Origin of the sequence: Streptomyces sp. enrichment culture, from assembly GCF_964273255.1 — a bacterium.
Taxonomy (GTDB): Bacteria; Actinomycetota; Actinomycetes; order Streptomycetales; family Streptomycetaceae; genus Streptomyces.
This window is the reverse complement of record NZ_OZ186835.1, coordinates 5,661,870-5,682,500: the sequence shown is the minus strand read 5'-3', so window position 1 is coordinate 5,682,500 and position 20,631 is coordinate 5,661,870. Positions and strand designations below refer to the sequence as shown.

Here is a 20,631-nt window from a genome sequence, read left to right as displayed (position 1 = left end):
GTGGGTTGGCCGCTTCCGGCTGCAGGCGATCGCCGTACCCGGTTCAAGCGGCCCGGAGTACATTACGCGTCCCGCCGGGCCGAGTCAACTTCGGCGGCGCCTCGGCACGTGGGCGCGGTACGGACTCACGGTCGGGTCGTCCGCGATCCAGTAGCGCCACGGATGCACGGCCCCCTCGCCGGCCACCCCGGTGCGGGGTCCGTTGCGCACCTGGTGGGCCGGGACGGGATGCCCGCCGAGCACCCTCAGCGGGGTGTCGTGCGGGGTGCAGGCGTCCGTGCCGTCGAAGGAGCGGTCGACCCCGAGTGCGGTGGCGAGGCGGGCCGGGCCCTTGGCCAGTTCCTTGTCGTTGCGGGCCGACAGGCGACGGGCCCGGGCGAGTTCCGCGCCCTCGACGATCTCCCCGGCGCGCAGCAGGACCCCACTGGCACGGCCCTCGGGGCCGCAGACCAGATTCATGCAGAACCACATGCCGTACGTGAAGTAGACGTAGACGTGGCCGGGCGGGCCGAACATCACGGCGTTGCGTGCGGTGCGGCCCCGGTAGGCGTGCGAGCCGGGGTCGTTCTCGCCGTCGTACGCCTCGACCTCGGTGAGCCGGAGGGCGATCGGACCGTCCGGGGTGCTGCGTACGACGATCCGGCCGAGGAGATCGGGGGCCACGTCGAGGACGGGGCGGTCGAAGAACTCTCTGGGCAGAGGCGTACGGTCGGGGGTCGCGATCATGCCGTCCGAGGGTACTGGAGGCGGCTCGTGCCGCGGGGTGGTCAGGGGGCGCCGTTCTTGTCAGGGTGACGTCCACGGAACCGGTCACGGCCCGATCGCGTTGTTATGGAGCGACGGTCCGCACGACACGACGGTCCGCAGGACACGGACGAGCCACGGGCCACACAGGCCGTAGGGCGACAAGGGGAGACACATGGCGTTCAAGAAGCTGCTCGCGAGCCTGGGGGCCGGCGGCGCATCGGTCGAGACGGTGCTGCACGAGGTCAACGTCGTGCCGGGCGGTGTCGTCCAGGGTGAGGTGCGGATCCAGGGCGGCTCGGTGAACCAGCAGATCGAGGCGCTGTCGGTCGGGCTGCAGGCCAAGGTCGAGGTGGAGAGCGGCGACCAGGAGTACAAGCAGGACATCGAGTTCACCAAGTCGCGGCTCGGGGGCGCGTTCGAGCTGCAGGCCGGGGCGGTGCACGCGGTGCCGTTCGGTCTGGAGATCCCGTGGGAGACGCCGGTCACGATGATCGACGGTCAGGCCCTGCGCGGGATGAACATCGGGGTGAGCACCGAGCTGGAGATCGCGCGTGCGGTGGACTCCGGTGATCTGGACCCGATCAACGTGCACCCGCTGCCGGCGCAGAAGGCGATCCTGGACGCGTTCATCCAGCTGGGGTTCCGCTTCAAGAGCGCGGACATGGAGCGCGGCCACATCCGCGGGACGCGGCAGAAGCTGCCGTTCTACCAGGAGATCGAGTTCTTCCCGCCGCAGCAGTACCGCGGGCTGAACCAGGTCGAGCTGAGCTTCGTGGCCGACGAGCAGGCCATGGACGTCGTGCTGGAGATGGACAAGAAGCCCGGGCTGTTCAGCGAGGGCAGCGACACCTTCCGTTCCTTCACCGTGGGTCTGAACGACTACCAGGGCACCGACTGGGCCGCGTACCTGAACCAGTGGCTGTCGGAGGTCGGCAGCAAGCGCAACTGGTTCTAGGCTCGGTGGTGACCGAAGGCTGACGATTCAGGAGGTACCGAGGTGACCGAGCTCGAGCGGCGGCCGCTGCCCCACGACTTCCATCCGCCCGTGCCGTCCTTCACGGTGACGAGTGAGGACGTCGAGGACGGGGCGACGCTGGGGGACGCCCAGGTCCACGCTGCCGGGAACACCTCGCCGCATCTGCGGTGGGAGGGTTTCCCGGAGAGGACCAAGAGCTTCGCCGTGACGTGCTTCGACCCGGACGCGCCGACGGGCAGCGGGTTCTGGCACTGGGTGGTGTTCGACATCCCGGCCTCGGTGACCGAGTTGCCGACGGGTGCGGGCAGCGGGAAGTTCGAGGGCCTGCCCCAGGGCGCGGTGCACGTGCGCAACGACTACGGCAGCCGCGACTTCGGCGGTGCCGCGCCGCCGCCCGGCGACGGGCCGCACCGGTACGTGTTCACGGTGTACGCCGTGGATCAGGAGGAGCTGGGTCCGGACGCGGACGCCAGTCCTGCGGTCGTGGGCTTCAACCTGCGCTTCCACACGCTGGCGCGGGCGCACCTGATCGCCGAGTACGAGGTGCCCGCCGGATCCTGACGGACTCCTGACGGGATCCTGACCGGATTGCCGCGTTCACGGAACGTTTGCCCGCCCCTGGTCTTGGAATTGACCCGGGGCGGGCATTTTCTTGGTGTCGCAAGGCGCGGGGGCTTCCCGCGGAGCAGCGGATATTACGTTGTCCATCTCGGCGTGCCCGGCCAGAGTTGACCCCAGCCCGCCAGGGGGTGGGCCGGTGCGCACAGGAGGTGGGCTGGTATGCGGGACACGCTGGTGCTGAACGCGAGCTTCGAGCCGCTGTCGACGGTGACGCTGAACCGAGCCGTCGTTCTGGTGCTCCAGGACAAGGCCGTCGTCGAGCAGGCCCACCCCGAACTGCGCATGCGGGGAGCCGCGGTCGACATACCGGCGCCCCGCGTGATCAGGCTCTGCCACTACGTGCGGGTGCCGTTCCGAAGACGGGCGCCCTGGTCCAGGCGGGGCGTGCTGGTGCGGGACCGGCACCGGTGCGCGTACTGCGGGCGGCGGGCGACGACCGTGGACCATGTGGTGCCGCGGTCCAAGGGGGGCCAGGACACCTGGCTGAACACGGTGGCGTCGTGTGCGGAGGACAATCACCGCAAGGCGAACCGGACGCCCGAGCAGGCGGGCATGCCGCTGCTGCGGGAGCCGTTCGAGCCGACGCCGGCCGACGCGATGCTGCTGGCCCTGGGGGCCGCCGAGTTCGAGGCGCTCCCGGAGTGGCTGACGGTGGACGCCGCGTAGGCAGGTGTGCGTGGCGGCGGGCGGCCGCCGCGTCCGAGGCCGGTCCGCGGGGCCGGTGCCGCCCCCCTGCGCTCCTCGCACCTCGACGGGTACGGGGAGCGGGGGGCCGTGGGCCGGCCGTGGGTCGACGGGCCGTGGCGCGGGGCGGACCGGGAGGCCGGGTCAGTCGATGGAGGGCTTCTCCCGGCGCTCCTGTGCCGGGACGCTGCCGGTGGAGCCGCCGCCGTTGCCGCTCGTCCCGCCGCCGCCCATGGCACCGAAGTTGCCCACGGCGCCGGAGAGGCCCTTGAGGGCGTCGCCGATCTCGCTGGGCACGATCCAGAGCTTGTTGGCGTCGCCCTCGGCGATCTTCGGGAGCATCTGGAGGTACTGGTAGGACAGCAGCTTCTGGTCCGGGTCGCCGGCGTGGATGGCCTCGAAGACGGTGCGGACGGCCTGCGCCTCGCCCTCGGCGCGCAGGGCGGCGGCCTTGGCCTCACCCTCGGCCCGCAGGATCTGGGACTGCTTCTCGCCCTCGGCGCGCAGGATCTCGGACTGGCGGACACCTTCGGCCTGGAGGATCGCGGCGCGCTTGTCGCGGTCGGCGCGCATCTGCTTCTCCATCGAGTCCTGGATGGAGGTGGGCGGTTCGATGGCCTTGAGTTCGACGCGGTTGACGCGGATGCCCCACTTGCCGGTGGCCTCGTCGAGGACGCCGCGCAGGGCGGCGTTGATCTCCTCGCGGGAGGTCAGGGTGCGCTCCAGGTCCATTCCGCCGATGATGTTGCGCAGGGTGGTGACGGTGAGCTGCTCGATGGCCTGGATGTAGCTGGCGACCTCGTAGGTCGCGGCGCGCGCGTCGGTCACCTGGTAGTAGATGACGGTGTCGATGTTGACGACCAGGTTGTCCTGGGTGATGACGGGCTGGGGCGGGAAGGGGACGACCTGTTCCCGCAGGTCGATGCGGTTGCGGATGGTGTCGATGAACGGCACGACGATGTTCAGGCCGGCGTTCAGGGTCCGCGTGTAGCGGCCGAAGCGCTCGACGATGGCGGCGCTGGCCTGCGGGATGACTTGGATCGTCTTGATCAGGGCGATGAAGACCAACACCACCAGGATGATCAGGACGATGATGACCGGTTCCATCGACGGTTCCCCGTACCCTTCTTCGCCTCGGCGCCTTCGGCAGGTCGTGTGCCTGGAAAGATCTTGCTGGTCGAGTCTGACAGACCGCGGAGCAACTCGGGGCCGTATCGGCCCGGTTGCGTCGTGCGAGGTCGCACGACGGGTCACATGACGATGGCCGTGGCTCCCTCGATGTCGACGACGTCCACTTCCTGGCCGACTTCGTAGGCGCGGTCGGCCTCCAGGGCGCGGGCCGACCAGACCTCGCCGGCGAGCTTGATGCGTCCGCCGGAGCGGTCGACGCGTTCCAGGACGACGGCCTGTCTGCCCTTCAGGGCGTCGACGCCCGTGGACAGTTGGGGCGGGCGTCCGGCACGGTGCCGGTTGGCGATGGGGCGTACCACGGCGATGAGGGCGGTCGAGACGACGGTGAAGACGACGACCTGGGCGACCGCGCCGCCGCCGAAGATGCCGGAGGTCACGGCCGCGGCGACGGCTCCCACCGCGAGCATGCCGAGTTCGGGCATCGCGGTGATCACCAGGGCGATGCCGAGTCCTGCCGCGCCGATCAGCCACCACAACCATGCGTCGATGTCCACATGGTCATGGTAGGACCGCGCTCCCGTCGCCGACAGGGCACCGGTGTCCCTTGTCGGTCCGAAAAGGGTTCAAGGGCAGGGAGGTTGGCGGAAGGAGGTGCCGCTCAGCCCATCGGGAGGCCCTGGGCGGTCCAGCGGTCGCCGACCTGCTCGACCACGAGGGGGAGCCCGAAGCAGAGGGAGAGGTTGCGGGAGGTGAGTTCGAGCTCCAGCGGGCCGGCGGCGAGGACCTTGCCCTGACGGATCATCAGGACGTGGGTGAAGCCGGGGGCGATCTCCTCGACGTGGTGGGTCACCATGATCATGGACGGGGCGATCGGGTCGCGGGCGAGCCGGCCGAGGCGGCGGACGAGGTCCTCGCGGCCGCCGAGGTCGAGGCCGGCGGCGGGCTCGTCGAGGAGCAGCAGTTCGGGGTCGGTCATCAGGGCGCGGGCGATGAGGGTGCGCTTGCGTTCGCCCTCGGAGAGGGTGCCGAACCTGCGGTCGAGGTACTCGGACATGCCGAGGCGGTCGAGGAAGGCGCGGGCGCGCTGCTCGTCGATGTCCTCGTACTCCTCCTGCCAGCCGGCGGTCATGCCGTAGGCGGCGGTGAGCACGGTCTGCAGGACCGTCTGCTTCTTGGGGAGCTTGTCCGCCATGGCGAGGCCGGCCATGCCGATGCGGGGGCGCAGCTCGAAGACGTCCGTGCCGGGCCTGCCGAGGGTCTCGCCGAGGATGGTGGCGGTGCCCTTGCTGGGGTAGAGGTAGCTGGACGCGATATTGAGGAGGGTGGTCTTGCCGGCTCCGTTGGGGCCGAGGATGACCCAGCGCTCACCCTCCTTGACCGACCAGGAGACCTGGTCCACCAGAGCCCGGCCCTCGCGGACCACGGATACGTCCTGAAGCTCCAGAACATCGCTCATGAGCGCGTTGTCTCCCCTTGCAGTGTGGCCGGTCTCGGCAGTCGCTTACGCCTGTGGCTCGGTCCGCCGCGCCGATCGGGCGCAGCCCTCCCTGAAATCTACGCCACCGGCCGGGCGGGGCGGTCCCGCGGTCCGGTTCTTGGGCTTTCCGCGGGCCTGCCTCGGCGGGCCGGGGGCCCGCCTAAGGTGGGGGGATGCTGTCGGAACCACGCTCTGGACGCCTTGCTGCATGGGGAAATGCCCTGTTGGCCGGACTTGTCCCGCCGGATGACGCCGTTGTGGAGATCGTCGGCGAGGACGCCGTGCACCGGGTCGCGGGGCTGCCGGGCGAGTCGGCCCCGGTGGGGCTGACGCTGGCGCTGGGGCGGCTGCGGTCGCTGGGGGCGACCGGTCTGCGGGTCGCGCTGCCCGCGCCGGGGCATCCGCTGGGGCTGAGCGGGCCGCCGGAGTTCAACGCGCGGGCGCTGGAGGCCGGGGAGGCGGTGGTCTGTCACGGGGCCGCGCTGGGCCTGGTGCCGGAGGTCGCCGAGGCGGGGCCCGAGGGCGATGTCCATGTGGAGGTCGTCTGGCACTGCCTCCCGGTGCGGGAGGCGCCGCCCGCCGACGTGCCGTCGCTGGGTGAGGCGGAGCGGGAGCTGGCGGAGGCGCTGAGGGAGGCGACGGAGGTGCTGACGCGGCTGGACGTGGCCGGGTCGGGGCCGGTGGCCGAGGCGGCGATCGACGCGTACCGGGCGCGGGCGGAACGCGGGCGGGAGGTGCTGGCGCCGGGCTATCCGCCGCGGGCGGTGCGGGTGCTGGAGCTGGCGCAGCGGGTCGGGGCGCTGGTGGCGCTGGCGGGGACCCACGGACACGGTGGTGCGGTGAGCGCGTCGGAGATGGCGGCGCGCGGGTCGGCGCTGCGGCCGGTGGAGCGGACGGCGCGGCGGGCGCAGGTCGCGGCGTACAACGCGGCGGTGGAGGAACGCGAGCGCGGCGTCCGCTGAGCGCGACCCGAACCACAGGCGGCGGGGCGTGCGGGCCGGAGGCCCGGGGGCACGCGGGTCACAGGGTGGGAACAGCCCACGGGCCGGGGCGTGCGGGCGGCCGGGGTCGGCCGCCGGTGGCCGCCGGCGGGCGGCAGCGTCCGGAGCGTGCGCCGGTACACCACGGCGGCGCCGACGCGGGAGCGCACCCGGCCGCAGGCGCCGGGGCACGAGCGGTCCAGCAGGGGCCGGAGTGCGAGCGGCCCCGCAGACGCCGAGGCACGGGCCGCCGCGGACCCAGGACTGCGCGCCGCCGATGAGGACGCGGGCAGCGGGCACGGGGCGCCGGAGCCGCGCAGGAACGCGTGATCGACGACGACGCGCGGTGGACGACGCCGCCCGGCCCCGGACGGCGGACGGCCTCCCGGGTGGGGCCGGGAGGCCGTGGTCACCGCGTCGGTGCGGGGCGCGTCAGTGGTTGACGGCCAGGTTGCCGAAGGCCGGGTTCAGCAGGCCGATGACGTTGACGGTGTTGCCGGAGACGTTGACCGGGACGTCGACCGGGACCTGGATGACGTTGCCCGAGACGACGCCCGGGGAGCCCGCCGCGATGCCGTCGGCGTGGGCGCCGTCCGTGGCGGAGGCCATGCCGGTGCCGGCGGCGAGCAGACCGCCGGCGATCATCGTCACGGCCGCTGCCTTCTTCAGGTTCTTCACTTTCCAACCCCTCCTTGCGAGGACCGCGGCAGGCGCCGCGGCACGCACTGAGCAACGCGGGGGGCCGAAAAAGGATGCGCCATCCGGGGGACATTCCCACGACGGTATGAATCTCTCACCGGAGGGGAACCGTCCGCCGGGCCGGGGCGTCGCGGCTCAGCCGCTCACCCCGTGCCGCACAGCCCACAGGGCGGCCTGGGTGCGGTCCGCGAGGTCCAGCTTCATGAGGATGTTGGAGACGTGCGTCTTCACCGTCTTCTCGGAGAGCACCAGGGCGCGGGCGATCTCGCGGTTGGAGCGGCCGTCCGCGATCAGCCCCAGCACCTCGCGCTCCCGGTCGGTGAGCGAACCGGCCCGGCCGTGCCCCGGCCCGGTGTCCTCCTGCGCCAGGAGCGCGCCGGCCACCTCGGCCTGGAGCAGGACGTGTCCCGCGTGCACGGAGCGGATGGCTCCGGCGAGGGCGTCGGGGTCGACGTCCTTGTACACGTATCCGGCGGCGCCCGCGCGCAGGGCCGGGACCACCGTGCGCTGCTCGGTGAAGCTGGTGACCACCAGCACGCGGGCGGGGTGGTCCAGCTCGCGCAGCCGGCGCAGCGCCTCCACGCCGTCCATGCCGGGCATCTTCAGGTCCATGAGGATGACGTCCGGCCGCAGTTCCCCGGCGAGGGCGACGCCCTCGGTGCCGTCCGCGGCCTCGCCGACGACCTCGATGTCGTCCTGCACCTCCAGGAAGGTGCGCAGTCCCCGGCGGACCACCTGGTGGTCGTCGACCAGGAGCACCCTGATTGCGTCAGCCACCGGGGACCTCCATTTCGATCGTGGTGCCCTTGCCGGGCTCGGACGTCACGTCGAGGCTGCCGCCGACGCCGCCCGCCCGGTCCCGCATGGAGACCAGTCCGAGGTGGCGTCCGGCACGGCGCACGAGGCGCGGGTCGAAGCCGCCGCCGTCGTCGGTCACCCGCAGGACGGCACCGGCGCCCCGCCGCTCCAGGGTGACGTCGACCCGGTCGGCGTCGGCGTGCCGCAGGGCGTTGTGCAGGGCTTCCTGGGCCACCCGCAGCACCGCCTCCTCCTGGGCGGCGGGCAGGGCCCGTACGCCGTGGGCGGTGAAGGTGACCCGGGCGGTGTGGGCGCGGTCGAGGACCTGGACCTGGGTGCGGAGGGTGGCGACGAGTCCGTCCTCGTCCAGGGCCGCCGGGCGCAGCTCGACCACGGCGGCGCGCAGTTCGTCGGCGGCCTCGGCGGCGAGGGCGGCCACCTGCTGGAGCTCGCCCTTGGCCCGGGAGGGGTCGCGGTCGACGAGGCGGGCGGCGGCCTGGGCGGTCAGGCGCAGGGAGAACAGTTTCTGGCTGACGGCGTCGTGCAGTTCGTGGGCCAGCCGGGAACGTTCCTCGGCGATGGTCAGCTCGCGGCTGCGCTCGTAGAGACGGGCGTTGGTGAGGGCGATCGCCGCGTGCTGGGCGAGGATGCCGAGCAGTTCCTCGTCGTCCTCGGTGAAGCCGCAGGTGCCCTCGGGTCTGGGGCAGTTCTTGTTGGCCAGGAAGAGGGCGCCGATGACCTCGTCGCCGTCGCGGATGGGCAGGCCCAGGAAGTCGGCCAGGTCGGGGTGGGCGCTGGGCCAGCCCTCGAAGCGGGGGTCGCGGCGCACGTCGGCGAGGCGCTGCGGGGCGGCCTCGTCGAGCATCGCGGCGAGGATGCCGTGCCGTCGCGGGAGGGGGCCGATGGCCTTCCACTGGTCCTCGCTGACGCCGTCGACCACGAACTGGGCGAATCCGCCGTGGTCGTCGGGCACGCCGAGCGCGGCGTACTGCGCGTCGAGCAGTTCGCGGGCCGAGGCGACGATCGTCTTGAGGACGTCGCGCACCTCCAGGTGCCTGCTCATGGCCAGCAGCGCGGAACTGACCGCGGCGAGGCCGGACCGGGGGCCGTGACTCATGTCCTCACGGTACCGGCGGGTGCGGGCGTGGCGGATCGGCCCGGTGGCCCCCCGCCGCGGGCCCCGGGACCTAGGTCGCGGGGCGGACCCGGGGCCGGTCGCGGGGCGGGGCGTAGGGCCGGGGTACCCGGGTGCGCGGTGCAGGGCGAACGGACCCGGCGCGTGCGTCCCTCGTCCGAGGCGCGGCGGGCGGCGCCGTCCCTACGTTGTGATCACGCCGTCCGAGCGGCGCACGACGAGAGGGGTACGACATGCCGGTGGCGATCATCACGGGGGCGTCCAAGGGGCTGGGGCACGCGCTGGCGGGGGCGCTGGCGGAGCGCGGCTGGGGCCTGGTGCTCGACGCGCGGAGTCCGGTGCCGCTGGCGGAGGCGGCCCGGCGGGTGTCCGCGCACGGCACGCGCGTGACCGCCCTGCCGGGTGACGTGGCGGACGCCGGGCACCGCGCGGAGCTGGTGGCGGCGGCCCGGCGGCTGGGCGGGGCGGACCTGCTGGTGCACAACGCCAGTGCGCTGGGGACCGAGCCGCTGGAGCCGTTGGAGCGGCTGCCGCTGGACGGGCTGCGGCGGGCGCTGGAGGTGAACCTGGTGGCGGCCCTGGGGCTGGTCCAGGAGGCACTGCCGCTGCTGCGGGCGTCCCGGGAGGGCGCCGTGATCACGGTGAGTTCGGACGCCGCCGTCGAGGCGTATCCGCGGTGGGGCGGGTACGGGGCGTCCAAGGCCGCGCTGGACCACGTGGCGGCGGTGCTGGGGGTGGAGGAGCCGGCGCTGCGGGTGTGGGCGGTGGACCCGGGGGACATGGCGACGGACCTGTACGCGGCGGCCGTGCCGGACGACGACGCTCCGCGGCCGGAGCCGTCCGGCGTGGTGCCCGCCTTCCTGCGGCTGCTGGACGAGCGGCCGGCGAGCGGGCGGCACGCGGCGGCGGCGCTCGCGGGGGTCCGGCCGTGACCGTGGCGGTGCGGGTGCCCGAGGAGCTGTCGGCCCGGGTGCCCGCGGAGCAGCGGGGGCCGGGGCGGGGCCGGGACGCCGTGCGGTTGCTGGTGTCCCGGGGCACGCGGGTGACGCACCACGTCTTCGCGGAGCTGCCGCGGCTGCTGCGGGCCGGGGACCTGCTGGTGGTGAACACCTCGCCGACGCTGGCGGCGGCCGTCGACGGGCGGGCGGGGCGCGAGCGGGTGGTGGTGCACTTCTCCACGCGCGGTGACGACGGCCGCTGGGCGGTGGAGCTGCGGGAGCCGGACGGGCGGGGCACCACGCGCGCGCGTGCCGCGCGGCGCGCGGGGGCAGGGGTGCGGCTGCCGGGCGGGGCGCGGCTGGTCCTGGAGGAGCCGCTGTCCGCCGGGGGCGAGAGGCTGTGGTGGGCGCGGGTGAGCCGGGACGTGGCCGGGCTGCTGCGGGAGTACGGGCGGCCGATCCGGTACGCGTACACGGAGCGGGACCAGCCGCTGTCGGCGTACCGGACGGTGTTCGCGCTGCCGTCGCCGGACGGGGCGGGCAGTGCGGAGATGCCGAGTGCGGGGCGCCCGTTCACCGCCGGCCTGGTGGCGGAGCTGGTGAGCCGGGGGGTCGTGTTCGCGCCGGTCAGGCTGCACACCGGGGTGGCGTCGGCGGAGGTGCACGAGCCGCCGTACCCGGAGCGGTTCGAGGTGCCCAGGACGTCGGCGTGGCTGGTGAACGCGGTGCGGGCGCGCGGCGGGCGGGTGGTCGCGGTGGGGACGACGGTGGTGCGGGCGCTGGAGTCGGCGGCCGGTGCGGACGGTGTGGTGCGGGCGCGTGCGGGCTGGACGGATCTGGTCGTGACGCCGGCGCGCGGGGTGCGGGTGGTGGACGGCCTGCTGACGGGTCTGCACGAGCCGGAGGCGTCGCACCTGCTGATGCTGGAGGCGGTCGCGGGACGGGCGGCCGTCGAGCGCGGCTACGAGGAGGCGCTGCGTGCGCGGTACCTGTGGCACGAGTTCGGGGATGTGCACCTGCTCCTGCCGCAGCGACGGTCGTAGGGGGCGCCGGGGGCACAGGCACCGGGGGAACCGGGGCGGCTCACCCAGTGCATTGCGGCAGCAACTGCGTGTGAGAAGAGGGTGGGCCCCGTGTGAGGCCGGGCATAGGGCGCACATCACGTACGAACGGGAGTAGGAGATACATACCGCCCACGTGAGCGGCCCGTTCAGTCCAGCTTGTACCGATTTGCCCCTCCCGGGTCCACTACCCGGCTTCGTACGTCACACCTTTGCCACCCCATTTTGCGGCCGCTAAGAATGGCTGCCGTCGCTCAGCGCCGTGGGTACGACCCGCGGCGTTCGTGCCGGAAGCACCACTGTCCCCACCGGACGCCGAGCGACCTCCGCGCTATTCGAAGAGGTCCAACCCCCCATGCCGAAGAACATCCTCACCCGTGGTCACAGCCGCGCCCTGAGCCGGCATCACAAGATCGCCGCCGCCGGTGTCGCCGCCCTCGGTGCCGCCGCGATCGGGATCTCGGCCGTGCCGAGCGACGCGTCGACGACCGTCACGAGCGAGGCGGCCGCTCCGGTGGCCGAGGTGGCCTACAGCAACGAGCAGATCAAGGACGTCAAGGCGAGCGTCACCGACCAGCTCGCGGGCGCCAGCGTGAAGGCCGAGCAGATCGCGGCGAAGAAGAAGGCCGAGGCCCGCGCGAAGGCCGAGGCCACCGCGAAGAAGAAGGCCGCCGCGGCGAAGAAGGCGGAGAAGACCCGCCAGGCCCAGGAGAGCGCCAGCCGCGCCGCCGAGCGCACGCAGGTGAAGAAGGCCGCCGAGAAGACCTACGCGAACAACCTCGACGGCTGGATCCGCGAGTCCCTCGACATCATGAAGAAGCACGGGATCCCGGGCTCCTACGAGGGCATCCACCGCAACATCATGCGCGAGTCCTCCGGCAACCCGCAGGCGATCAACCTGTGGGACATCAACGCCCGCAACGGCATCCCGTCCAAGGGCCTGCTGCAGGTGATCCCGCCGACGTTCGAGGCGTACCACGTCCCGGGCACCTCGAAGAACATCTACGACCCGGTCGCCAACATCACGGCCGCCTGCAACTACGCGGCGGACCGGTACGGCACCATGGACAACGTCGACAGCGCGTACTGAGGTCGGCGCGGACCTCTGTACCTCGCGTCCGACGCGAACGCACACGCCGAAGGGCGGCACCCTCCTGACCGGGTGCCGCCCTTCGGGCGTCGTCGTGGTGCCGTGGGCGCGGCGGTTACTTCCGCATGACCTCCGGCTCGTGGCGGCGCAGGAAGCGGGCCACGAAGAAGCCGCAGATCACGCCGAGCACGATGAGCGCGCCCATGTCCATCGCCCACGCGCCGACCGTGTGCTCCCACAGCGGGTCGGTGTCGCCGGGCGTCTCCGGCGGGCTGATCCGGTTGAAGTCCAGCGTGGCGCCCGCCGCGGCGACCGCCCAGCGGGACGGCATCAGGAACGAGAACTGGTTGACGCCGATCGAGCCGTGCAGCGCGAAGAGACAGCCCGTGAACACCACCTGGATGATCGCGAACATCACCAGCAGCGGCATGGTCTTCTCGGCGGTCTTCACCAGCGAGGAGATGATCAGGCCGAACATCATCGAGGTGAAGCCGAGCGCCATGATCGGCAGGGAGAGCTCCAGCAGCGTGAAGCCGCCGAGGACCAGGCCCTCCTCCGGGAGCTCCCGGCTGGAGAAGCCGATCACGCCGACCAGCAGACCCTGGAACACCGTGATCATGCCGAGGACGAACACCTTGGACATCAGGTACGCCGAGCGGGACAGGCCGGTGGCGCGCTCCCGCTCGTAGATGACCCGTTCCTTGATCAGCTCGCGCACGGAGTTCGCCGCGCCCGCGAAGCAGGCGCCGACCGCCAGGATCAGCAGCACCGTCGTCGCCGTGCCGTTCGGGACGATCCGGCCGGTCTGCGGGTTGGGCGGGTTCGGCAGGAGGCCCTTGTCCGCGTCGATGAGCAGGCTCACCGCGCCGAGCACCGCCGGCAGGATCACCATCAGGGCGAGGAAGCCCTTGTCGGACGCGATCACCGAGATGTAGCGGCGCACCAGGGTGGCGAACTGCGACATCCAGCCCTGCGGCTTCGGGGGCCGCATCGCCTGCATCGCCGGCACCTGTACGGACTGCGGGGCGACCGCGTCGATGTCCGCCGCGTACATCTGGTAGTGCTGCGAGCCCTTCCAGCGGCCCGCCCAGTCGTAGTCGCGGTAGTTCTCGAAGGCGGAGAAGACGTCGGCCCAGGTGTCGTAGCCGAAGAAGTTCAGCGCCTCCTCGGGCGGGCCGAAGTAGGCGACCGAGCCGCCCGGCGCCATCACCAGCAGCTTGTCGCAGATCGCCAGCTCGGCCACCGAGTGCGTGACGACCAGGACGGTGCGGCCGTCGTCGGCGAGGCCGCGCAGCAGCTGCATGACGTCGCGGTCCATGCCCGGGTCGAGACCGGACGTCGGCTCGTCCAGGAAGATCAGCGAGGGCTTGGTCAGCAGCTCCAGCGCCACGGACACGCGCTTGCGCTGGCCGCCGGACAGGGAGGTGACCTTCTTGTCCTTGTGGATGTCCAGCTTCAGCTCGCGCAGCACCTCGTCGATGCGGGACGCGCGCTCGGCGGCCGTGGTGTCGGCCGGGAAGCGCAGCTTCGCCGCGTAGGTGAGGGCCTTCTTGACGCTCAGCTCCTTGTGCAGGATGTCGTCCTGCGGGACCAGCCCGATGCGCTGGCGCAGCTCGGCGAACTGCTTGTAGAGGTTCCGGTTGTCGTAGAGGACCTCGCCCTGGTTCGCGGGGCGGTAGCCGGTGAGCGCCTTGAGCAGGGTCGACTTGCCCGAGCCGGAGGGCCCGATGACCGCGATCAGCGACTTCTCCGGCACGCCGAAGGAGACGTCCTTGAGGATCTGCTTGCCGCCGTCGACCGTGACGGTCAGGTGGCGCGCGGAGAAGGACACCTCACCGGTGTCGACGAACTCCTCGAGCCGGTCCCCGACGATCCGGAACGTCGAGTGGCCCACACCGACGATGTCGGTCGGGCCCAGCAGCTGAGATCCGCCCTTGGGGATCGGCAGACCGTTGACGTACGTGCCGTTGTGCGAGCCGAGGTCGCGGATCTCCATGCGCCCGTCGGGCGTCGAGTGGAACTCGGCGTGGTTGCGGGACACCTGGAGGTCGGAGACGACGAGGTCGTTCTCCAGGGCGCGGCCGATGCGCATCACCCGGCCGAGGGAGAACTGGTGGAACGTGGTCGGGCTGCGGTCGCCGTAGACCGGCGCGCCCGGTCCGCCGCCGGGGCTCTGCTGCTGCGGGATCCGCGGCGCGGGCTGCTGCGGGGCGCCCTGCTGCGGCTGCTGGTAGCCGGCCTGCGCGGCCGGCTGCTGCGGCGGCGCCTGCTGCGCCCAGCCCGCATGGGCGCCCTGAGCCCCCTGGGCCGCGTACGGCTGCTGGTGCTGCGGCGCCTGCTGCGGCGGCGCCTGGTGCGAGGCGGCCCCGACACCGGTCAGCGTCACGCGCGGCCCGTCGGTGGCGTTGCCCAGGTTCAGCGCCGTGTCGGAGGCGACCTCCAGATGGTGGATCCGTTGCCCCTGCACGAACGTGCCGTTGGTGCTGCCGTGATCCACGATGACCCAACTGTGGCCGTTGAAGCTGATCGTGGCGTGCCGCCAGGAGACCCTGGCGTCGTCGAGCACGACATCGCCCTGCGGATCGCGTCCCAGGGCGTAGGTCCTGGACGGATCGAGCGTCCAGGTACGTCCGTTTGATTCCAGTACGAGTTCCGGCACTCCATGCCCCACTGAGTTGTCCCCCGAATTTCCCCCGTCGCAGGGAGTCTAGGGATGTCGAACATCGGGGGGAACTATTCCAGGGTCGTCCCCCTGACCGAAAGTCGGGCCTTGTCACGAGCCCGCACCAACGCTTCGATCCGCCCCGCCGACGGGGTTGAAATCGGCTCGGAGAGTGGTAATCCAGGCGAGGGGGACATGCGCGGCAACCGTGCCGCGCCGGGGACCGGGGGGTCTGCCATGAGTGCTGCCACGCGGGCCGGCATCGCGGAACGGGACGACGGGCGCGTGCCCTGGGTGGACGTCCTGGTCTCCGCGGTGGCGGCGGTCAGCTGGGCGCTGATCGGGATGGCCGGCACCGCGGCGCTGGGACTCCACCTGCTGCGCGCGGACGCGGCGGGTTCGCTCGGGCCGATGACGGCGGCGGTGGTGGCGCTGGGGGCCGGCGGTTCGGTCACGCCGTCCGGCGACGTGTCCGCGTTCGGCCTGTCGGGCGCGGAGGCGACCACCGCGGTCGAGATCACGCCACTGGGCGTGAGCCTGGTCGGCGCGCTGCTGCTGGCCTTCTTCTTCCTGCGGTCGCTGCGGACGGCGGGGGCGGTGGTCACGGCCGCCGAACTCCTCGCGCGGGCCGGTGCGGTGCTCGCGCTGTGCGTGGCGATGGCGGGCGGGCTGGTGTGGGCCGGCCACGACGTCGTCACCCTCGACGGCAGGTCCCTCGGGCTGGACGGGCTCCCCGGCGGGGACGGAGACGGGACCGGCCTCCCCGGCCCGGTCGATCTCCCGGGCGTGGAGGGGCTGTTGCCGGACCGGGTCGCCGGCCTCGTCGACGCGGAGGCCGCGGTGGGGTTCACCGTCGACACCGCACCGACGCTGCTCGGTGCCGCGGGCTGGTCGGTCTGCGTCCTGGTGGTCGCCCTGCTGGCCTCCCGCCGTACGCCGCTGCCGCGCGGGTGGGACGCGGTGCACCGGGTGGTGCGCCCGGCGGTGTCCGCCGTCGTCACGGTGCTGCTGCTGACGGTGGCGGCAGGCTGCGCGGCGGCCGGGTACGCCGCCGTGGGCGACGGCCGGCCGCGGCGGATCGTGGGGGCGGCGCTGCTGGGGGCGCCGAACGGGGCGTGGCTCGGCCTGCCGGTCGGTCTGTTCGTGCCCTGGGACGGCCGCGCCTCGGGGGTGCTGCTCGGGGTGCTGCCGCATCCGCTGGACGACCTGCTGCGGCACGGGGCCGGCGGGCCCGTCACCCTGGGGCGGCTGGCCGGGCTCGACGGGCGGGTGTGGCTGCTGGGCGTCGCGGCCGCCGTGGCGATGCTGCTCGCGGGGGTGCTGACGGCGGTGCGCACGCCGGCCGTGGGGACGCCGGCCGTCTTCGCCGGGCAGTGCGCGCTGCGGCTGGGTGCGGTCACCGCCGTCACCGTGCCGGGGCTGGTGCGGCTGACGGGGGTGTCGGTCGACGCTTCGCTGACCGTCCTCGGGTTCGATGTCGTCGGCGCCGGGCTGGAGCTGCACGGCGAGGCGGGCACGGCTGCGCTGCTGGGCGCCGCGTGGGGTGCGGGTGCCGGAGGTGCGGGGGCGCTGCTGGCCCGGGCGGCCGGCGCGGCGGGCGCCCGGGCGGCACCGGCGGCACGGGGTGACTGCGCCACCACGGAGGATGGTGCGGGGGCGGAGGCGGCGGGTCCCGGGGGCACGGGGAGCACGGTCGTCGCGGTGGGGTCCGGGTGGTCCGGGCCGCCTGCAGGATCCGGGTCGCCCGCCGACGGCAGGCGGTACGACGGCGGACGTACGGCGTCGGCGGCCCGCGGAGAGGCGGCTGCCTCCGGCGAACAGGGCGGGAAGGGACGGGACCGGGAAGGACGGGGCCTGGAAGGACCGGGCCGGGAAGGACGGGCGGATGCGGGCCGGGCGGATGCGGGCCGGGACGGCCGGGAGCACAGGGACGCCCCGCAGCGCGGGGACGGCCCGCAGCGCGGGGACGGCCCGGAGGGTGGGGTGCGGCGTGGGCCGTATACGCCCGGAACGCCGTACCGGCCGCCGAACCCCGACACGAATCCGTATCTGCGGATGCCCGGGACGGAGGGGGCGGGCGAGCCGCGGGACGCCGGTCCGTCCGACGGGTGGCCCGCACCGGCGGACGACCGGCCGGAGGCGCACGGCCCCGGGGCCCGGCCCCGGCCGGCTGGGCCGCCGGACGTCCGGGACGCCGGTGCGCGGGGGTACCGGCCGCCGTCGTGGGTGGCCCCGCCACCGCCCGGGAGCGCCCGGCCGCCCGGTGGGGGCCCGGCTCCGGAGGAGTCCGCGGAGCCCGCCCCTCCCGGCGCCCCGGGCGAGGACGACGTCTCCGGGGCGCCCACGGTGGTCCGGCCCGTCGAGCCGCCCCGGCGCGGACAGCGGGGCGGCGCCGCGCGGGAGCGCTTCACGCGGCGGGCGGACGACGGACCGCCCCCTCCCCCGCCGCCCCCTCCCCCGGCCCCGCGCGGGCCGGGGGGCAAGGGCTGAGGCGGCGGCGCGGCCCTCTCCCGGACGGCGGCTGACCCGGCGGCGCGGCCCCCTCCCGGACGGCGGCTGACCCTACGGCCCGGCCCACGCCGGAGGGCGTCCGCCGCCGGGGGCCGTCCGCGGCCGGGGCTCCCTCCCGGGACCGCGCCCTCCCGGGACCGCGCCGTCCCGGCCGCAGGACAGGCCGGCCGAGCGGGCGGGGCACTACCTCGGCCCCGGCCGCCGGACACGCCGGCCGAGCGGGCGGGGCGCTGCCCCGGCCCAGGTCCCGGCCCCGGTGGCCCGGACGCGGTCACGGCCGCCGCCGCCCGGGCGGGGCCACACCCGCCGGTCGCTGCCCGCGAGGAAGGCCGCCCCCGGCCCGCCCGGTTCCTCCGGGCCCGGCCGCGACCGTCGTCCGGGCGCTCGCGTCCTGCGGTCCGTCCCGCCGCCCGTCCGGCCGTCCGTCCATCAGTCCGTCCAGCGTCCAGCGGTCCGTCCAGCGGCCGGTCCGGCTGTCCGTCAGGCGGACCGAGGCGGCGGGAGGCACGGGGTGCCGGATACGGTAAGACCACCATGAGCGCATCGCAGACCACCGACGTACCCACTCTCCTGGTCAAGATCTTCGGCAAGGACAGGCCGGGCATCACGGCCGGCCTCTTCGACACCCTCGCCGCCTACTCGGTCGACGTCGTCGACATCGAGCAGGTCGTCACCCGTGGCCGTATCGTGCTGTGCGCGCTCGTGACCGAGCCGCCGCGGGGCCTGGAGGGGAACCTGCGGGCCACCGTGCACAGCTGGGCCGAGTCGATGAAGCTCCAGGCGGAGATCATCTCCGGCATCGGCGACAACCTTCCGCGCGGCCTGGGCCGTTCCCTGATCACCGTGCTGGGCCACCCCCTCACCTCCGAGGCGGCGGCGTCGATCGCCGCCCGCATCACCGACGCCGGCGGCAACATCGACCGCATCTTCCGGCTCGCCAAGTACCCGGTGACCGCCGTGGAGTTCGCGGTGTCGGGGGTGGAGACCGAGCCGCTGCGCACCGCGCTGGTGACCGAGTCCGCACGGCTCGGGGTCGACGTGGCGGTCGTCGCGGCCGGGCTGCACCGGCGGGCGCAGCGCCTGGTCGTCATGGACGTGGACTCCACGCTCATCCAGGACGAGGTGATCGAACTGTTCGCCGCCCACGCGGGCTGCGAGGACAAAGTGGCCGACGTGACGTCCGCGGCCATGCGCGGGGAGTTGGACTTCGAGCAGTCCCTGCATGCACGGGTGGCGCTGCTGGAGGGGCTGGACGCCTCCGTGGTGGACAAGGTGCGCAGCGAGGTCCGGCTGACGCCCGGTGCGCGCACCCTGATCCGCACGCTGAAGCGGCTGGGTTACCAAGTCGGCGTGGTGTCGGGCGGGTTCACCCAGGTCACGGACGACCTGAAGGAGCGGCTGGGGCTGGACTTCGCCCAGGCGAACACGCTGGAGATCGTCGACGGGAAGCTGACGGGCCGGGTCACCGGGGAGATCGTCGACCGGGCGGGCAAGGCGCGCCTGCTGCGTCGTTTCGCGGCCGAGGCGGGGGTGCCGCTCTCCCAGACGGTGGCGATCGGCGACGGCGCCAACGACCTGGACATGCTGAACGCGGCCGGTCTCGGCGTGGCCTTCAACGCCAAGCCGGTGGTGCGCGAGGCCGCGCACACGGCGGTCAACGTGCCGTTCCTGGACACGGTGCTGTACCTGCTGGGGATCACGCGCGAGGAGGTCGAGGCGGCGGACACCGTCGACCTCGGCTGAGCGGGGCCCGCCCTGCCGAGCACGGGTACGGCACGGCCCGGACACGCGCGGTACGCCGCGTGCCCGGGCCTGCACCGTGTGTGAGGGTCCGGCCGTGCTCGTCGCCGGAACGCCGTCAGGCGCGGGGCCTCACTCGCTGGGCGCCCAGTAGTCCACCAGCGTGCCGACGCCCGGCTCCAGGGACTTCCAGGAGCCGGTGAAGGTCAGCACCGCGAAGGCGGCGGCCGGGTAGCCCCGGCGGTTCATCCGCTCGCGGGCGTCCGCCTCGTCCGAGCCGGCCAGGATGTCCGCGAGGCCCTGGATGCCGGGGTTGTGGCCGACCAGCAGGACGTTCTGCGCGTCGTCGGAGGTCTCGTTCAGCAGGGCGATCAGCTCGCCGGGCGACGCCTCGTAGATCCGCTCCTCGTAGACGGTTTTCGGTCGCTGCGGGAATTCCTGGACCGCGAGCTTCCAGGTTTCCCGGGTGCGGGTCGCGGTGGAGCACAGGGCCAGGTCGAAGGCGATGGCGGAGTCGGCCAGCTTGCGTCCGGCGACTGCCGCGTCCATGCGGCCCCGCTCAGCGAGCGGGCGCTCATGGTCGTTCACCGGGGGCCAGTCGGCCTTCGCATGCCGGAAGAGGACAATCCTGCGGGGTTCTGCGACGCTCATGTCACCCAGCTTCGCATGAAACAGGCCACGGGGCGCAGGGAGTTGGCGGCCCTCCCCCCGGGGACTCACCGGCCCATGAGCTGCTGCGCGCGTTCGACGAGGTGCGCGATCGCCGGTTCGCCGGCCGCCGCGTGGGCCTCGGAGGGGTTCAGGACGAGGGTCAGCAGCGTGACGAAGGCGAGGGTGGGCAGGGCCAGGGCCCACCAGGGCAGCCGGATGCCGGGGCCGCCGCCCCGTGGGGCGGGGTGGGGCCGGGGATGGGTGCGCGCCGTCATGAGGGCCTCCGCTCCACGAGGAATCCGTTCCGGGGGCCGCTCCCGCGGCCACATCTCGAAGGTACGGACCCGACGGGCGCCAACCCATCCGGTGATCCACCCACTTGACCCTGAGCCTGTCCCCCTAGGGGATACGGGGGCCAGCCCCACCACGCGGCGGACGACGCGGACGACGCGGACCTCCGGGACGGACGGTCCGCCCGGGGCCGCCGGGGCGGCCCGAAGACCGCAGCGCAGCGGACGGACGCACGGGGCGCCGGGACAGAGGCGCCACCGGGCGGGCGGGACGGCAGGGGCGCTGGAACGGCCCGGGAGGGGCCTGGACCTGTCTGGACGTCGGCCCGGGGGCCGGGAGCGGTCGGGCCACCCGGAGGCGCCGCCGGCCGGATTCCGAACGACCGCCTCGGTACGTCCGTGGACGGCGCGAGCGGCGACAGCACCGCCCGACACCGGGG

The 20,631-nt window shown here is 73.6% G+C and carries 19 protein-coding genes; 9 read left to right on the top strand and 10 right to left on the bottom strand.

Annotated features, from left to right (window positions below):
• Positions 1-84: 84 nt before the first annotated feature.
• Positions 85-726 carry a DNA-3-methyladenine glycosylase gene (locus ACSU53_RS24745; protein WP_437031120.1) on the bottom strand — a complete coding sequence of 214 codons (642 nt, stop codon included), beginning with the start codon at positions 724-726 and terminating at the stop codon, positions 85-87.
• A gap of 193 nt (positions 727-919) precedes the next feature.
• Between ACSU53_RS24745 and ACSU53_RS24740 the strand changes: the two genes are divergently transcribed.
• From ACSU53_RS24740 to ACSU53_RS24730, 3 genes are all read left to right on the top strand, one after another.
• On the top strand, positions 920-1,702 hold the full coding sequence (locus ACSU53_RS24740) for a sporulation protein (protein ID WP_362088803.1): 783 nt from the start codon (positions 920-922) through the stop codon (positions 1,700-1,702).
• A gap of 42 nt (positions 1,703-1,744) precedes the next feature.
• Entirely contained in the window at positions 1,745-2,284 is a 540-nt protein-coding gene (locus tag ACSU53_RS24735; RefSeq protein ID WP_437031117.1) for a YbhB/YbcL family Raf kinase inhibitor-like protein, read from the top strand.
• Positions 2,285-2,503: 219 nt separating this feature from the next.
• Entirely contained in the window at positions 2,504-3,010 is a 507-nt protein-coding gene (locus tag ACSU53_RS24730) for an HNH endonuclease (protein WP_437031115.1), read from the top strand.
• A gap of 162 nt (positions 3,011-3,172) precedes the next feature.
• Here the strand turns inward: ACSU53_RS24730 and ACSU53_RS24725 are convergent, their stop codons facing one another.
• The 3 genes from ACSU53_RS24725 to ACSU53_RS24715 form a co-directional block, all read right to left on the bottom strand.
• A complete protein-coding gene (locus ACSU53_RS24725) occupies positions 3,173-4,135 on the bottom strand; it encodes an SPFH domain-containing protein (protein WP_437031113.1) in 963 nt (320 codons plus the stop codon).
• 143 nt (positions 4,136-4,278) lie between these two features.
• Entirely contained in the window at positions 4,279-4,713 is a 435-nt protein-coding gene (locus tag ACSU53_RS24720; protein ID WP_437031111.1) for an NfeD family protein, read from the bottom strand.
• A 104-nt stretch (positions 4,714-4,817) separates the two neighbouring features.
• Complete coding sequence (locus tag ACSU53_RS24715) at positions 4,818-5,615, bottom strand: ABC transporter ATP-binding protein (protein WP_362088807.1); 798 nt, start codon at positions 5,613-5,615, stop codon at positions 4,818-4,820.
• A 194-nt stretch (positions 5,616-5,809) separates the two neighbouring features.
• Here ACSU53_RS24715 and ACSU53_RS24710 point away from each other — a divergent pair, with 194 nt between their 5' ends.
• Positions 5,810-6,598 carry a hypothetical protein gene (locus ACSU53_RS24710; protein ID WP_437031109.1) on the top strand — a complete coding sequence of 263 codons (789 nt, stop codon included), beginning with the start codon at positions 5,810-5,812 and terminating at the stop codon, positions 6,596-6,598.
• A 450-nt stretch (positions 6,599-7,048) separates the two neighbouring features.
• Here ACSU53_RS24710 and ACSU53_RS24705 read toward each other — a convergent pair whose 3' ends face one another.
• The 3 genes from ACSU53_RS24705 to ACSU53_RS24695 form a co-directional block, all read right to left on the bottom strand.
• Positions 7,049-7,294, bottom strand: coding sequence for a chaplin (locus ACSU53_RS24705; protein ID WP_362088809.1), 246 nt, complete (start codon positions 7,292-7,294; stop codon positions 7,049-7,051).
• 156 nt (positions 7,295-7,450) lie between these two features.
• Positions 7,451-8,092 (bottom strand): response regulator, encoded by a 642-nt coding sequence (locus ACSU53_RS24700; RefSeq protein ID WP_437031106.1) that lies wholly within the window; start codon positions 8,090-8,092, stop codon positions 7,451-7,453.
• Entirely contained in the window at positions 8,085-9,230 is a 1,146-nt protein-coding gene (locus tag ACSU53_RS24695) for a GAF domain-containing sensor histidine kinase (protein ID WP_437031104.1), read from the bottom strand. Before ACSU53_RS24695 ends, ACSU53_RS24700 begins: the two co-directional genes overlap by 8 nt.
• 251 nt (positions 9,231-9,481) lie before the next feature.
• Here ACSU53_RS24695 and ACSU53_RS24690 point away from each other — a divergent pair, with 251 nt between their 5' ends.
• The 3 genes from ACSU53_RS24690 (at position 9,482) to ACSU53_RS24680 (ending at position 12,337) form a co-directional block, all read left to right on the top strand.
• On the top strand, positions 9,482-10,180 hold the full coding sequence (locus tag ACSU53_RS24690) for an SDR family NAD(P)-dependent oxidoreductase (RefSeq protein WP_437031102.1): 699 nt from the start codon (positions 9,482-9,484) through the stop codon (positions 10,178-10,180).
• Positions 10,177-11,229: an S-adenosylmethionine:tRNA ribosyltransferase-isomerase gene (locus tag ACSU53_RS24685; RefSeq protein ID WP_437031099.1), complete on the top strand. Its 1,053-nt coding sequence runs from the start codon at positions 10,177-10,179 to the stop codon at positions 11,227-11,229. The genes ACSU53_RS24690 and ACSU53_RS24685 overlap by 4 nt, the downstream gene beginning before the upstream one ends.
• 373 nt (positions 11,230-11,602) lie before the next feature.
• Positions 11,603-12,337 (top strand): transglycosylase SLT domain-containing protein, encoded by a 735-nt coding sequence (locus ACSU53_RS24680; protein ID WP_437031097.1) that lies wholly within the window; start codon positions 11,603-11,605, stop codon positions 12,335-12,337.
• A gap of 115 nt (positions 12,338-12,452) precedes the next feature.
• On the opposite strand, the gene ACSU53_RS24675 is transcribed toward ACSU53_RS24680, so the two are convergent.
• Complete coding sequence (locus tag ACSU53_RS24675; RefSeq protein ID WP_437031095.1) at positions 12,453-14,996, bottom strand: FHA domain-containing protein; 2,544 nt, start codon at positions 14,994-14,996, stop codon at positions 12,453-12,455.
• 240 nt (positions 14,997-15,236) lie between these two features.
• Here ACSU53_RS24675 and ACSU53_RS24670 point away from each other — a divergent pair, with 240 nt between their 5' ends.
• On the top strand, positions 15,237-17,489 hold the full coding sequence (locus ACSU53_RS24670) for a streptophobe family protein (protein ID WP_437031093.1): 2,253 nt from the start codon (positions 15,237-15,239) through the stop codon (positions 17,487-17,489).
• A 555-nt stretch (positions 17,490-18,044) separates the two neighbouring features.
• Positions 18,045-19,253: a phosphoserine phosphatase SerB gene (serB, locus tag ACSU53_RS24665; RefSeq protein ID WP_437031091.1), complete on the top strand. Its 1,209-nt coding sequence runs from the start codon at positions 18,045-18,047 to the stop codon at positions 19,251-19,253.
• Positions 19,254-19,382: 129 nt separating this feature from the next.
• Here serB and ACSU53_RS24660 read toward each other — a convergent pair whose 3' ends face one another.
• Both ACSU53_RS24660 and ACSU53_RS24655 read right to left on the bottom strand, forming a co-directional pair.
• Entirely contained in the window at positions 19,383-19,901 is a 519-nt protein-coding gene (locus tag ACSU53_RS24660; RefSeq protein ID WP_437031089.1) for a SixA phosphatase family protein, read from the bottom strand.
• Positions 19,902-19,966: 65 nt separating this feature from the next.
• Entirely contained in the window at positions 19,967-20,176 is a 210-nt protein-coding gene (locus ACSU53_RS24655; protein WP_437031087.1) for a hypothetical protein, read from the bottom strand.
• Between the last annotated feature and the right edge of the window lie 455 nt (positions 20,177-20,631).